Origin of the sequence: Paenibacillus qinlingensis (assembly GCF_031455095.1) — a bacterium.
GTDB lineage: Bacteria > Bacillota > Bacilli > Paenibacillales > NBRC-103111 > Paenibacillus_E > Paenibacillus_E qinlingensis_A.
This window is the reverse complement of sequence record NZ_JAVDSB010000006.1, coordinates 209,070-222,997: the sequence shown is the minus strand read 5'-3', so window position 1 is coordinate 222,997 and position 13,928 is coordinate 209,070. Positions and strand designations below refer to the sequence as shown.

10 protein-coding genes are annotated in these 13,928 nt (G+C 47.0%); 2 read left to right on the top strand and 8 right to left on the bottom strand.

Annotated elements, in window-relative coordinates; genetic code table 11:
- Window positions 1-11: 11 nt before the first annotated feature.
- Genes J2736_RS18380 through J2736_RS18360 form a run of 5 tightly spaced genes read right to left on the bottom strand, consistent with a single transcriptional unit; the run spans window position 12 to window position 5,391 of the window.
- Window positions 12-731: an SDR family NAD(P)-dependent oxidoreductase gene (locus tag J2736_RS18380; RefSeq protein ID WP_310500040.1), complete on the bottom strand. Its 720-nt coding sequence runs from the start codon at window positions 729-731 to the stop codon at window positions 12-14.
- 21 nt (window positions 732-752) lie between these two features.
- The gene (locus tag J2736_RS18375; RefSeq protein WP_310500039.1) at window positions 753-1,952 is read right to left on the bottom strand and encodes an MFS transporter; all 1,200 of its coding nucleotides are present in this window, start codon (window positions 1,950-1,952) and stop codon (window positions 753-755) included.
- A gap of 21 nt (window positions 1,953-1,973) precedes the next feature.
- Window positions 1,974-2,837: a carbohydrate ABC transporter permease gene (locus tag J2736_RS18370; protein WP_310500038.1), complete on the bottom strand. Its 864-nt coding sequence runs from the start codon at window positions 2,835-2,837 to the stop codon at window positions 1,974-1,976.
- Between the two features lie 13 nt (window positions 2,838-2,850).
- Window positions 2,851-3,816, bottom strand: coding sequence for an ABC transporter permease (locus J2736_RS18365; protein ID WP_310500037.1), 966 nt, complete (start codon window positions 3,814-3,816; stop codon window positions 2,851-2,853).
- A gap of 48 nt (window positions 3,817-3,864) precedes the next feature.
- Entirely contained in the window at window positions 3,865-5,391 is a 1,527-nt protein-coding gene (locus tag J2736_RS18360) for an extracellular solute-binding protein (RefSeq protein WP_310500036.1), read from the bottom strand.
- Between the two features lie 328 nt (window positions 5,392-5,719).
- On the opposite strand from J2736_RS18360, the gene J2736_RS18355 reads away from it, so the two are divergent.
- Complete coding sequence (locus tag J2736_RS18355; protein ID WP_310500035.1) at window positions 5,720-8,002, top strand: helix-turn-helix domain-containing protein; 2,283 nt, start codon at window positions 5,720-5,722, stop codon at window positions 8,000-8,002.
- A gap of 28 nt (window positions 8,003-8,030) precedes the next feature.
- On the opposite strand, the gene J2736_RS18350 is transcribed toward J2736_RS18355, so the two are convergent.
- From J2736_RS18350 to J2736_RS18340, 3 genes are all read right to left on the bottom strand, one after another.
- Window positions 8,031-9,812: an ABC transporter ATP-binding protein gene (locus tag J2736_RS18350; RefSeq protein WP_310500105.1), complete on the bottom strand. Its 1,782-nt coding sequence runs from the start codon at window positions 9,810-9,812 to the stop codon at window positions 8,031-8,033.
- Window positions 9,813-10,016: 204 nt separating this feature from the next.
- Window positions 10,017-10,412 (bottom strand): VOC family protein, encoded by a 396-nt coding sequence (locus J2736_RS18345; RefSeq protein WP_310500034.1) that lies wholly within the window; start codon window positions 10,410-10,412, stop codon window positions 10,017-10,019.
- Window positions 10,413-10,414: 2 nt separating this feature from the next.
- Window positions 10,415-11,467, bottom strand: a complete 1,053-nt coding sequence (locus tag J2736_RS18340; RefSeq protein WP_310500033.1) for a GGDEF domain-containing protein — start codon at window positions 11,465-11,467, stop codon at window positions 10,415-10,417.
- A gap of 226 nt (window positions 11,468-11,693) precedes the next feature.
- Here J2736_RS18340 and J2736_RS18335 point away from each other — a divergent pair, with 226 nt between their 5' ends.
- The gene (locus J2736_RS18335; RefSeq protein ID WP_310500032.1) at window positions 11,694-13,919 is read left to right on the top strand and encodes a helix-turn-helix domain-containing protein; all 2,226 of its coding nucleotides are present in this window, start codon (window positions 11,694-11,696) and stop codon (window positions 13,917-13,919) included.
- Window positions 13,920-13,928: the final 9 nt, after the last annotated feature.

Here is a 13,928-nt window from a genome sequence, read left to right as displayed (position 1 = left end):
TTCCTTTCTTTCTACCACAGCTGCGGCTGACCCAAATAATCGAGATAGGCAGGGTGCTGATCCCTGTAAGAGGCATGATCCATAATCAGCTTGATCATGTTGACTGCTGAATCGTCGGGTGTTAAAGGTGACTTGGCATTCAGAGTACCACTTAACCGCCCTTGGACAGCTCCAGGGTGAAGAATGAGTACTTGCCCGCCTTCAACTTTGATCTGGTTATGAATTAGGGCGGACTGCATGTTGAGCGCAGACTTGGACATCGCATAGGCGAACCAGCCTGTCCTATGGCACTGACCGATACTTCCCGCTTCCGAGGAAATGTTAACAATTAGCTTATGTCTGCTGTTCATTAGCGGTTCAATCAATTGATTCGACATGCGTAGAGCACCCAGCGCATTAACGTTGTATACCTGCTGAATCCCCTCGAAATCAATGACATCCGTAATGGTGGCCGTTTTGTTGCCAATAATGGCTGCATTATTGATCAAAATATCCAGCGAGTCGGTTATACCCGCCACGAAGTTGCTGGCATTTCGCACACTTTCTTCGCTGGAAACGTCCAAGTCGATTTGATATAAACGATCGGGATAGGTTTGTTTCAGCACCGCAAGGTCTTCATATTCCTTTAAGAAGGTGCCAGCAATGACCGTAAAGCCGTGAAGCAGCAGCTGCTTCACTAGTGCTGCGCCAATCCCTCTTTCGGCACCGGTAACGAAAGCATATTCAGGCATTGTAGAGACCCTCCTTCATCATTAAGCTTCTTTAGCGAATTTACGATCCGATGGCAGAGCTAGCGTAAGCAAGCCTAGCAAAGGTAAAAAGGACGTTAGTTTAATTACAAACGATAGATTGGTAGCATCAATTAATCCGCCTAATGCAACAGAGCCGAGGCCACCCATACCGAAAGCAAGCCCAGTAATCAGTCCGGACATGGTCCCGACACGACCCGGGATTAACTCCAGCACATACACAACAGCGACGGAAAAACTCGACATTTGAATGAAGCCAATAATGGCAAGCAACGGATACGACCACATCGGGCCAGCATACGGAAGAATAAGCGTAAATGGCAAAGAGATCAGAAGCGCAAACAGGACAGTTTTGCGTCCAAAACGATCCGCTACGGGCCCACCTAGGAAAGTCCCTACTGCCCCAGCACCTAAGTAGACAAAGATATACACTTGAGCTGCGCTTGCACTAAGATGGTAAGCCTCCGCGAGATAGAAGATAAAATAATTCGTAATCCCCGCCCCATACCAGGAGCGCCCGAAGATTAACAGTACAACTAACGTAACTGCCATAACGATCTTCCGGCGTTGTCCTGACGGATTTGACGTTTTCGCAGTAGTCGCCTTTTTACGGCCGGTCGCCAGCTGCCCTTTGTACTTGGCGGTAATGTACAAAAGTACCGCACAGCCGGCAGCTGCGGCTAAGGTAAACCAAAGCGAGCCTCGCTGTCCAAAGGGGTAGATCGTAATCAGCGCCAATATGGGCGCGAGAGCCTGGCCGCCGTTGCCACCGACCTGATAGATCGACTGGGCTAAGCCACGGCGCGGGCCTGCCGCCATGTGAGCTACCCGTGATGCCCCCGGGTGAAAAACCGCCGAACCAAGACCGACCAATACAACCGAAAGCAGAATCCACGAGTAGGAAGGCGCAAAAGCAAGTGCGATCATTCCCGCAAGAGATGCGACCATAGAGAGGGGCAACAGATAGGGCTTCGGATATTTATCTGTGTACATACCGACGAACGGCTGTAAGACGGACGAAGTCAGATTTAACATAAAGGTAATGAAGCCCAACTGGGCAAAAGAAAGCTGCAAGCTTTCCTTTAAAATCGGAAAGCTTGCTGGAATGACGGCCTGTAGAGCATCATTAAATAAGTGAACGAGACTAATAGCGAAAAGCACACCAAACATAGCGGATTTAGTGGCATTTTGTTGCGCTGACATGGTGAAGATCGGCTCCTTTCGTTAGCCTTTAATAGAACCGATCATGGCACCTTTGGCAAAGTACTTTTGCAAAAACGGATAGATGATGAGAATCGGCACGGTCGCGATAATGATCATGGCCATTTTAATAGAAGCACCGATATTGGGAATGTTACTTGCTGCATCTACGGCTTCGCTAGTTGTCTGCAGCAGCATCTGACGGAGCAGCACTTGCAGTGTCATTTGCTCAGGATTGCCATTGAACATGACCGCCTGAAAAAAAATATTCCATTTCGAAACAGCATAGAACAAGGTCAATGTCGCGATAACGGGAAGCGAAATAGGGATGATAATCCTCGCGAGAATACCAATATCGTTAGAGCCGTCAATTTTGGCAGATTCCTCTAACTCCGCTGGCAGCGACCTGAAGAAACTGACCATAATCATAAGATTGAACACGCTAAGCGCACTTGGCACGATCAAGGACCACAACGTGTTAAGCATGCCAAGCTCCTTCACTAGCATATAGGTCGGAATAATTCCCCCGCTGAAGAGCATCGTGAAGAAAGCAAGAAAGAGCATGGTTGAGCTGCCTATGATTGCTTTTTTGGATAGGGGATAGGCCAATGAGATCGTCAACAGCATACTTAGCGCAGTGCCCGCCACCGTTACAATGATGGAGTTCTGCAGGGCACGAAGGAATAGCGCGTTGGAAAAAACAGCGGAATAAGCCACAGTCGTCAAGCCCTTAGGCCACAGCAGAAATAGGCCTTCATAGACAGCTTCTGGCTTAGAGAAGGACATGGCGAGCACACTCCAGAACGGAAAGGCCATCAGCAAAGCCAGCAACCCGAGCAGGAGCCAATTAAGCCCTTCGAACCAGTTGAAGCCTTTACGTAATTTCAAGGGACATTCCCTCCTAGAACAAATAGTTATCGCTGGTTTTTTTGGCTAAGAAGTTCGATCCTAAGATCAGAACAAGACCTACCAGTGATTTAAATAACCCAACCGCGGCCGCAAAGCTGAAATTGCCCTGCAGAACCCCGACTTTAAACACATAGGTGTCGAACACTTCAGCTACATTGTTGACCATAGGGTTACCCATAATAAACAATTGGTCAAAAGATAAATTCATAATACTGCCCATCCGAAGCAGCAGGAGTACGACGATCGTCCCCATCAGCGCTGGAAGCGTAATAGCTTTCATCTGCTGCCAGCGATTAGCACCATCTACACGTGCTGCTTCGTATAGCTCCGGATTAATCCCGGCAAGTGCAGCCAAGAAGATGATCGTTCCCCAGCCTGCATCCTTCCAGATGCTTTGCAGCGTAATAACACCCCAAAATAAACGCTCATCCAAGAGAAGCTGAACGTTCGCGATTCCGATCGCGTGCAGAAATTTCGTCACAATGCCTTGAGAATTCATTAGGGTGACCGTCAACGAGCATACAACAACCCAGGAAACGAAATGAGGCAAATAAATAACAGTTTGAATAAGCTTTTTATAAAGAGCTCCACGTACTTCGTTTAACAAAAGCGCAATCACAACGGGTGCTGGAAAATACAGCACTAGATTGAGCAGGCTGATCACCAACGTATTGCGCAGCACCATCCAGAAGTCAGGATGATGAAATAATCGTTCAAAATGCTCGAAGCCCACCCATTCACTATGCGAAATACCGCTAAACGGATTATAATCCTGAAAAGCCATCAGAATCCCGTACATAGGTACGTAATCAAACAATAGAATAAACAATATACCGGGCAGGGCCAGCAGGTACATATAGCGGTCAGACCATAGCTTTCTCCTTAATCTTCTTCCTCGCGATCTGACCGGGTCAGACTGCACATCAGAAACGATGCGCTCTCCCACCTGTGATAACACAATAACCCCTCCTTATCGCCCCACGGGCAGTACGGGGGAAAGGACGGCTTACTTGCCGCCCGTACCCGCATTAATTTCTTCCTGCCATTTGCTTCCTTCGAAGCGGTCATACCACTGTTTCACAATTCCGTCCCAATCTTTCACATCAACCGTGCCCATGATAACTTTTACAATATTCGTATTAATAAACGTATTCGCTTCTGCACCGTATTTCGAGCCTGTTGGGGAGTACACCGTCGCAGAGGCATTCGGCATTTTCAAGTACTTTTCAAGCTTCTTGTTCCCATCAACAATGATCTGCTGCGTAGCCTCTGTACGCTCTCTGCGTAAGTAAGTCTCTTCGGTCGGTTGAATTTGCTTTGCGTATAAGAAAGCTGCAGGCACATCACGGTTGAACATGCCGTTAATTGGAGCCGGTTTGTTATCCTTCATCGTATAATGAACACCTTCCACCCCATAGGTATAGAAGTTCATCCCTTCTGGACCTGCTCCCCAATCGAGCCACTCCATCAACTTATCCAGCTTGGCCTTATCCTCTGCTGTTTTCTTCGGAATGTACAGACCGCCGTAATTGACACGCGCACCGATTCCTTGATCGCCATGAGGGCCTTTCACTGGTTCGAAGGGAACCAGAGCCGATTTCGGATTTGCTTGCGCATACGCTTCGAACTCATTAATACGGTCCATATCGCTGACATAAATACCGGCTTGGTTTTTATTCGTCACTTTGGCGTTAGCCGTTTTCCCGTCAGTCACCGCGAAGTCAGGATCAATTAACCCTTCCTTGAATGCTTTAGCGAGCCATGTTAAATACTCTTTGTAGACCGGTGTAGCGAAGTTAGGGACATACTTCCCATCTTGTTTAATCCACGAATCTTGAATCCCGTATGCCTGTTGAAAGCCCCACAGGTTGCCGAAATCGTTGTTTGCATAGCTGATCTGGATGCCATAGGTATCTTTTTTGCCGTCTTTGTCGGGATCATTGTACGTGAAAGCTTTCGCAACTTCGTAGAGTTCGTCAATTGTTGTCGGCGCTTTAAGTCCGAGATTGTCCAGCCAGTCCTGGCGAATCAGCGGTACCGCTGTCGTCATGGGGTTACGCACGTTGGCGAACGCCCACGTCTTGCCCTCGTATTTGGCAAATTCGTAATCTTTATGCTTCTTCAAATTAGGATATTTGTCGAGCAGTTCATCCACAGGTACGAGTTGCCCTGACTTGATCATCCCCACGATGAAACCGTCCATGCTGTTCCATGAGAAAATGTCTGGAATGTCTCCGGAGGCGATCTGAACACGCAGCTTTTCTTTATATGTGTCGCTTGTATAGATGTTGTATTCGAGCTGGACACCTAACTTATCTTGCAAATATTTGACGGCAGCGTTGCTGTCAGCAGAAGTACTTGGTACGCTAAAGCCTGTTTCGTACATCATATTTAATTTGATAGGTGCCTTACTCGCTTCTTTCTTAGTTGTAGCTTCTGTCCCTTCTCCACAAGCAGTAGCTACCACACTTAGTGCCACGATAAGCGACAAGCTTGTCGCTGTTTTCCAATAAACCTTATTCTTTGTCGTCAATGGGGTCAGACTCCCTTCATTTCTATAGGCGTATAATGGATGTTCATGATATCGCAGATCTGGTTAAGCTGTGCACTCCCACAGTATAGGCCTGCCGCTTCACAAGCAGCAATAATCAGTTACGGAGTCCTACTTTTCAAGAAAAGACCATTGCCATATCGGGTAAAATGCGCCCCCAAAGCAGGTTTAAGAAAGGTGTCATTTTGCAAAAACGAGGATTTCGAGAAATGATTACTTCCCTTCCGGCCAGCCTTCTATATAATGATTTTATTAAGATTGCTTATCCGCCTCAAAGATATGTTCACTAGTAGAAGGGAGTCATTCCACCATGCGGCTGCAACGCTCTAAGAAAGCCCAGACCCTCATCATGATGCTGCTTGTGGCTTCCATCTGTATGACGGTCATGGGATTTATCGTTTACCGCGTGTCGACGAGCACCTTGACGGAAGAAGCGCAAGACGCTTACAAAGTGTCCTTACTGCGTACACAGGATCGGGTTGAAAGCTATTTTAAACAAATGGATCAAGCTGTTCTGCAGTTTGAAAAGCTGCCTGCCTTAGACACTTTCTCTAAACTAAACGGGCAGGATCAGAAACTTGACCTAGTGACGCTGCGAGATACAATCGTACGGATGTATTCCTCCATTGATGATGTCGACAACGTTGCCTTATACAGTGTAGGGGATAAAAAGCTCATCGGAACCAGCCAGCAAGTCACAGCCGCGCAGGAGGAGTATACCGAGGTCATCGCGAAATTCGAAAGTCTCCGTACCGAGAAGGCTTTTTTTACGATTCCAGTCAATCAATCGCCGACCAGCATCTATATCCGAAAGCTGCCCATCTTTCAGGAGGAGAAGACGGCTTATCTTCTGTTCCATATCAACCAGCGTTTTTTTGACCATATTCTAGGGACATATGACAATGTGAAGGGGAATTATTTCATTCTCGATCAAGATGGTTCGCTCATGCAGAACCGCGGCAAACTTACGATGGAACAGCTCTTAGAGGGCTTGTCAACGTATCACCAAGACGAGAGCTCTCTAACTTCTTCCGATCTGTTTATCACGCAATTGAAAGCCTCATATAACGGATGGGTATTTGGCTTCGCGATTCCGAAGGACGATTTCTTTACGAAAATGAATCGAATTCGCAATCTCGCCTTTCTCCTTGCTGGACTATTGCTGGCCGCTGCGGCTGTCGGAGCTATTCTCACAACCAATCGCTTATGGAAAGGCTGGAGCGAAATCGTTAAACTGGTCAACGACACCTCTAGTACCACGGAGCTCAAGGACGCTGAACAGCATCCAGGGGAACGTGATGAATTTAGTGCGATTTACGAGAAAATGCATCAGATTAAAGAATCACGCGACGAGTTGAAAGAACAGCTTAATGAATGGCGACCAGAGGTTCGCGACTTATTTATCCGCAACATGCTCCGCAAAGGTTTGCGATCGCAAGAGGATTGGAGTCGACTGGAGCAATATCATATCCAAGTGTGCCTAGATGCTTATAGTTGTTTTTGTATTGAAATCGACCAGTACAAGAGCATGAAAGATTTGTACACCGATGTCGATCTCTATTATTTCCGATACGGTATTTCTAAGGTCATCAAAGAAGTCATAGAGGAACATGGCGCTGGTGTCGTCACCGAGCATGGAGAGGGTCGATTTTTAGCCCTATTCTCCTTGGAGGAACCCAGTATTGTGGAGGCACAGCGACAGTTCCACCACAACGCCGAGATCATGAGGGATTTTATTAAGCAATATTTCCCGTTTACTGTGTCAATTGGGATGAGCTTAGTGAGAAAAGACTATGCTTATTTAGGCATTGCTTCCGAAGAAGCGGAAGAGGCACTCAAGCATAAGCTAGTCGCGGGGGCTAATGAAGTCATTCCTTTCGAAGCTTACCGACGAGAACCTGAAGCAGGAAGTCTTGATGCTGAACCCCTTCCGGTATCGTTTCGCGAGCTGGAGAACGATATCATCTATGCGATTCAGGCTTGGGATGTCGAATTAGCTTATGCCTATGCGGATCGGTTGAACATGCTGCAGGGGATCAAGACGCTGAATTATCACTGGCTGCATAATAAACTAACAGAGATGATCCTCTCTATTTACTGGACGGTTAACAAAACCAAGCGTCACGCCTCCACAGAGCTGTTTATGAACAAATTAGCTCAGCTAGCCACACTAGAGGACTGGATCGCTTGCTTGAAGTCTGATGTCATCGCCCCGTTAATTGAGAGCCTTCAGCTCACGCATACTGAGCATATGCAGAGGGTCGCGCAGCAGACTTTAGCCTATATCGAAGCCCATAACGAGGAAGATCCGAGGCTTGAAGATTTATGTAAAATAGCGAATGTGCCTGCTTCCATCATCAGACAAGCTTTAAAGGAAGTACATGAAGCGACCTACTCCGATCTTGTGCTGATTAGTCGGATCGATAAGGCGCAGAACTGGCTGAAGCAGACCGAAATGAACATTGAAGAAATCGCATCGCGGCTGCAATATAGTAATGCTCAGAACTTTTCTCGCATCTTTAAAAAAGTGGTCGGCATACCGCCTGGTCAGTATCGCAAGGAAATGAAAAACGAGCAGAACGACTATTCGTAGTCGCTCTGCTCGTTTCTTTCTCTACCCCCTACGCCATAGGAGAATGCTCCGCAATCAACTGCTCTTGTATTTGCAACTGCTGTGTGGCAAATTCGCGATACATCTCATGTGACTCGATGAGTTCTTGGTGCGTGCCGCGGCCTGTGACGACGCCTTTATCGAGGAACACGATCTGATCGGCGTCCACGACCGTGGATAACCGATGGGCAATGACTAACGTTGTACGTCCTTGCATCAAATTCTGCAGGGCTTGCTGAACGACGACCTCCGATTTGCTGTCCAAACTCGATGTTGCTTCGTCCAGCATAAGAATCTTCGGATCGCGCAGCAGCGCCCTAGCGATCGCTATCCGCTGACGTTGTCCGCCTGACAGCTTAATCCCGCGCTCGCCGACTTCCGTATCGTACTTATTCGGAAGCTCTTCAATGAAACCATCCGCATAGGCCATCTCGGAAGCCCGCTTCAGCGCCTCATCTGTCACATCATACTGCAAGCCATAGCAGATATTATCCCGAATTGTCCCTGCAATGAGCGGGCTTTCTTGAGACACATAGCCAATCTGACTGCGCCATGAGACTAACGAGTACTGACCGATACTTTCGTCACCTAACGAAATGTTGCCTTCCTGCTGCGAGTAAAACCGCTCGAGCAACGAGAACATCGTTGTCTTTCCGCTTCCGCTCGGACCTACAATTGCGGTAACTTTCCCCGCTTCCATCGTAAAGCTTACGTCCTTGAGTACCGATTCGCCCTCTTTATAACCAAACGATACGTTCTCGAAATTTAGTGATTGAGAAGCATCCTTGACTGGTAAGCCTGCGTGCGGATCTTCCTCTTCATGATCTAGTACCTTGAGAATAGTGTCCGTTGCACCCATCGCTTTCTGCGTTTGCGTAAAGAATTGTGTAATTTGCGTAATCGGCATCACAATTTGAAATAGATACAGCATGAAGGCCACCAACTGCCCCGCAGATATCGCACCTGACGCTACACGTGTGCCGCCATAGCCGAATAGGACAACGAACATCATCAGCATCACAAACATAATCAGCGGTGACATCAATGCTTGAATTTTTCCTTCTTTTAGTCCAAATTTGAACAATGTCTGGATCCCAGTGCTGCCTTCCTTGTACTCCACTGGCTCTGCATTAGCCGCTTTCACCAAGCGAATTTCAGATAAAACCCGATTCAACACAGACGTGAAGTTGGCTGTTTCGGCTTGCATGCCTTTAGAGATTTTGTACATTTGCATACCTAAAGGAAAAAGGATAAGAAACGCGATTGGGAATATGCTAAACATGATCAGCGTCATCTTCCAATCCATATACAAAAGCACAACAATGGACCCGATAATCGAGATGCTCCCTGTTATAAAGCCAGCCATATGCTCAGCGATAAGTCCTTTAATAATTGCAGTATCATTCGTCATGCGGGAGATGGTATCACCTGTTTGATGATTATCATAGTAGCGAACCGGCAGCACCAGCAGCTTCTTCCATAAGCGATCCCGTATTCCTGCTACTACCCGTTGACCTGAATAGTTGAGCAGGTACGTAGCAACGCCGGAAGCCACGGCTGACAAGATGAAAGCAAGTGCCATCCCGCTAATTTGCCACCAATTTAGGGATGAGATCGAAAAGTTATCAACCACATTTTTCGTGAATAGCGGAATCACCAGCGACACCAGCGTGGCAATCACGCTTAATCCTAGTGCTATACTCAACAGCAGCTTCGGCGGATTTGCTCCCTTTAGTAAGCGGAGGAATCCCCGCCAATCGTTTTTTTGTTTCGGTTGTTCTCGTTTCGTCATTGCCATCTATTTCTACTCCTTTACGCGATCGGATGTGATTCCACTTCTTAAGAAAAATCTTCTCTAACATTGATATGATCATACTCCCCTATTTTAAACAGAATATAAACAGGATCGAATCGGTCCTTAGACGACAGGAAAAAGCCCCCTGACGAAAGCCGAACGGCTTCTCGCAAGGGAGCTTTCTTCTAACTTTGAAATTGTTTAGGCTTCTGTGGCCACTTGCCACAGAACCCCGTACCGATCCCGCACACGACCAAGCATCGTCCCCCAGAACATGCGCTCAAATGGCATGATGACTTCACCATCTTTTGCTAAACCGCTATAAATTGAAGCAGCCTCCTCCTCATGCCTGAAGGTGAGCGCCAAGTCCATACCCGTACCGCGATCATTCGCCTCCGCACCTGCATCAGCCATGAAGAAACGCAGGCCCAGCGCCTGTATTTCCAAATGCATGATGAGGTGTTTCTTCGAGTCTTCCATCCCTGGTAGATCACCATAGGACTGAACATTAGTTATTTCCCCGCCAAATACACCTACGTAAAAGTCTGCTTGTTCTCGCGCGTTAGCGCTATAAATATAAGGAGATAATGTTGCCATCCCTATTGCTTCATCCCTTCTTCACGACCCCATAGCAGCTGATCTTTGCCATGTGTCTTTGCTTCATATAACAATGCATCGGCAGCGGCGACCAATTCCGACTTACCTTGCCCCTGATCACGGAGTGCCGCCCCGAAGCTCATCGTAACTTGAAAAGCAGCTTTGCCATGCTCAAATACTTTGGCTTTCAGCTTATCCATAAATACTTGGAATTGCTCTGTCGCCTTCTGCTGATTATTCGTATATAAAATGATCGCAAATTCTTCTCCGCCATAGCGGAAGGCGCGGCCTTGTGTACTGGGAATCGACTCGCTCAATAAGCTCCCGATCTCCCTCAGAACCATATCCCCCGCTTGGTGTCCATAGCGATCATTGATCTGTTTAAAACAGTCAATATCCCCCATCATTAGCGTAATCCCATGTTTACTCGCAACCGCTTCTCTCATCTGTTCTTGAAAGCTTCGATGATTATAAAGTCCTGTTAAATAATCCTGCTTTGCTAAATTTTCAAAAATCCCCTTCTCCACAAAATGCTTTCGCTCCCTGGCTACAATGATGCCGCCAATAACACCAAACATAAGCAGAAAAGCAAAATTTAATAAGTGCCGCAGGAGGTCAATGGGGTAAAACCCGCCATCCACCAGCACAACCACGAAACAATAACCAATAATGATCATACCCGTTGCAACCATGGCTCCCCGAAAGCTCCAATATAACGAAGCGTGAAGAATAATCAAGTAAGCAATGGGGAGAAGTGGACTATGTGTCCCATCTGTGAACGCAATAATGGCGATGAAAGCGAAATAATCCATAACGACGCCGATTCTCGTCATAAAGTGATAAAACCCAGATGCAATAGGGGTACGATGGAGAGCAATCTCTGTCGTTGTCATATAGAGAATAGCAACCCCTGCTAAGCTGAGAAACAGAGTTAAGTTCTGTGAGGAGCTGTAGTAATTGTTGAAATACAAATAGAAAGAAGCAATGAGAAGGAACCAACGTACGCAGCTATATGCCATTTCTAAGATATGGTCCGACTTTCTAATCTTCACCATGCTGCACTCACATCCCTACCAGATGACATTCTCCCTACTGATTCTATAAAGTGACTGAAATGTCCTTCTTGTGGGCTTTTTCGCTATTTCTCGACATCGGGATTGAGAGGAAATTTTATCCTAAATAGCATTTCCTGAATGGTCCCTTGATATGTTACAATTGGAGGCATTATATCAACGTACGGAGGAAGCTATGCTCCCGCGATACTCTTTTTTCATAAAATTGATGATATTCACGACATTGGTTAGTACGATCCCCCTACTATCACTGGGTATCTACTCTTTCTTCCAATCGACCTCGAAGGTCCAAACGAAAGTCAATGAAGCAAACGTTTTCATTTTGCAGCAGTCCCAGAACCGCGTCGAACAGATTCTTAAAGTCATTGATCAAGTATCCGGGCGCTACGCGGAAACACCGTTAGTCGTTAATTCGGTGGCGAAGCGACTGGAAATTGAAGATTTTCAGGACATTGATTTGCTCGTCAAAGGACTGTTAGGTGTACAAACGTATGAGCTAGGCGTTAAAGCTGTTGAATTGCATAGTCTTCAGAATAATTGGTATATCAAAGACGGCGGCTTTTATTTTGGGACGGATAAGACCAAGGAAACTAGCAATGTGAACGTCGCTTACAATTCACGTTGGGTGCCGGATGCGGGTCCCTCCTTCTCAGGTATTAAGCTAGTCAAAAGCATTCCATCTGCTGGGTCTGAACAGAAGGGCTATTTGTCCGTTCATGTGTCCAATTCGGAGCTCGCTAAGTTGTTAACCGGCGGTTTCTCGACGCGCGAGACCATGATTCTAGATGACCAAATGAATGTCATTATCGACAGTAATCCGAATAAGACGGGTCAAAGCGTTCGCTCCGAGTCTTGGTCACAGGAATTGCTGAATACGGGCAGCATGCAGGGCTACTTCAACAGTAAGCTGCAAGGTAAAGACTACAGCGTAATCTATAATCAATCCAGATATAACAACTGGACCTATGTATCGCTTATTCCTTTGGAAGAAGCGAAAAAGGAATCTGCCTCGATCGGCTGGGCTACACTAACAGCTTGTCTGCTTCTGCTTCTTTTTACAGCACTGCTCGCCTATTGGGGATCCAGACGGATGTCCGTTCCTATACGCAGCTTAGTAGAATTTACAATGCGCCACAGCAAGCCAGCTAATGGTGGAACGGTTGTTAAAGATGAATTACAGTGGGTTGGGACTCAATTCGCCTCCCTGCATCAGTCCAAAGAGCAGCTGGAAGGTCAAATGAAGAGCCAATTCGGCCAGCTTGTTGATTATTTCATGTTAAAACTATTCCAAGGTGAGATGCATCGCGGAGAGCTGCAAGAAAAAGCAAGCCAGTTTCATATTCCCGTTTGGCGGCGCTATGCGGTCATGGTTTTGCAGATTGATACCTTGGAGCACACGCGCTACAAGCCCGGCGAGCAGGATTTACTCTTGTTTGCGATCAACAATATCGCCTCAGAGCTGATTCCGCATCCCCACCGCATTCACGCCATGCCGATTGGTAACTATCAGGTGACACTGGTGGGCAGCGAAATGGATAATCACCGGGATTTGCTTAGCCAGTTGAGTGAATTTGCCGAGTCCGTGCAGAAGGCGGCAGCCGATTTTCTGGAGCTTAAAGTCAGCGTCGGGATCAGCCGTCCGTATGAAGCCATTAATGAAACACCCCAAGCCTTCCTTGAAGCCAAAGAAGCGCTGCAATATCGGATTCGTCTCGGGGAGAAAGCCATTCTACATCTAGATGACTTGAAGCCGCAGCAAGCGTCTCGTCACTATTACCCGCATCATCTCGTTTCCGAGCTAACGCAGGCGATTGCCTTTTTGGAAAAGGACAAGGCCGACGAGCTGCTCCAGCAGTTTATTCAAGAGGTGCTCCGCGTGGAAACCGATCCTAACCTGTATCGCATCTCCTTCGCGATGCTGTTGACTGATCTAGCTCGTATTGTATATGACATGGGGGATACAGGGGAGCTCTTCTCTCATGATGGACGCAATGAATATGAGCAGCTGTTCAGCCTCAAAACACCGCAAGAAATCGAAGGATGGTTCAAATCACACATCATTCATCCAATGATTGAGCTAGTCCGTAAGCGGCATGAATCATCTGGCAAAAGCATTTCTCGCTCGGTCATGGATTTGGTCCATGCGTATTACGACAGTGACCTGACACTGGATCAGTGTGCCTTGCGAATGAATTACAGCACACACTATATACGCCGCATGTTCCGGAAAGAAACCGGGATGAACTTCAGTGATTATCTAGCAAGCTACCGTCATGACATGGCGATTAGTTGGCTCAGTGGAACGGAAATGAAAATCACAGAAATTGCTGAACGCCTGCAATACACGAATGCGCAAAACTTTATCCGCAACTTCCGTAAGCTCGAAGGCATGACACCTGGTCAGTACAGAGAGCTCAAAAAGACTTCGGAATAATCACTCCTT

What these genes read in the sequence shown, in the direction of transcription:
- J2736_RS18380 (WP_310500040.1), bottom strand. Translation starts at nt 731, where the DNA reads ATGCCTGAATATGCTTTCGTTACCGGTGCCGAAAGAGGGATTGGCGCA.
- J2736_RS18375 (WP_310500039.1), bottom strand. Translation starts at nt 1,952, where the DNA reads ATGTCAGCGCAACAAAATGCCACTAAATCCGCTATGTTTGGTGTGCTT.
- J2736_RS18355 (WP_310500035.1), top strand. Translation starts at nt 5,720, where the DNA reads ATGCGGCTGCAACGCTCTAAGAAAGCCCAGACCCTCATCATGATGCTG.
- J2736_RS18350 (WP_310500105.1), bottom strand. Translation starts at nt 9,812, where the DNA reads ATGACGAAACGAGAACAACCGAAACAAAAAAACGATTGGCGGGGATTC.
- J2736_RS18345 (WP_310500034.1), bottom strand. Translation starts at nt 10,412, where the DNA reads ATGGCAACATTATCTCCTTATATTTATAGCGCTAACGCGCGAGAACAA.
- J2736_RS18340 (WP_310500033.1), bottom strand. Translation starts at nt 11,467, where the DNA reads ATGGTGAAGATTAGAAAGTCGGACCATATCTTAGAAATGGCATATAGC.
- J2736_RS18335 (WP_310500032.1), top strand. Translation starts at nt 11,694, where the DNA reads ATGATATTCACGACATTGGTTAGTACGATCCCCCTACTATCACTGGGT.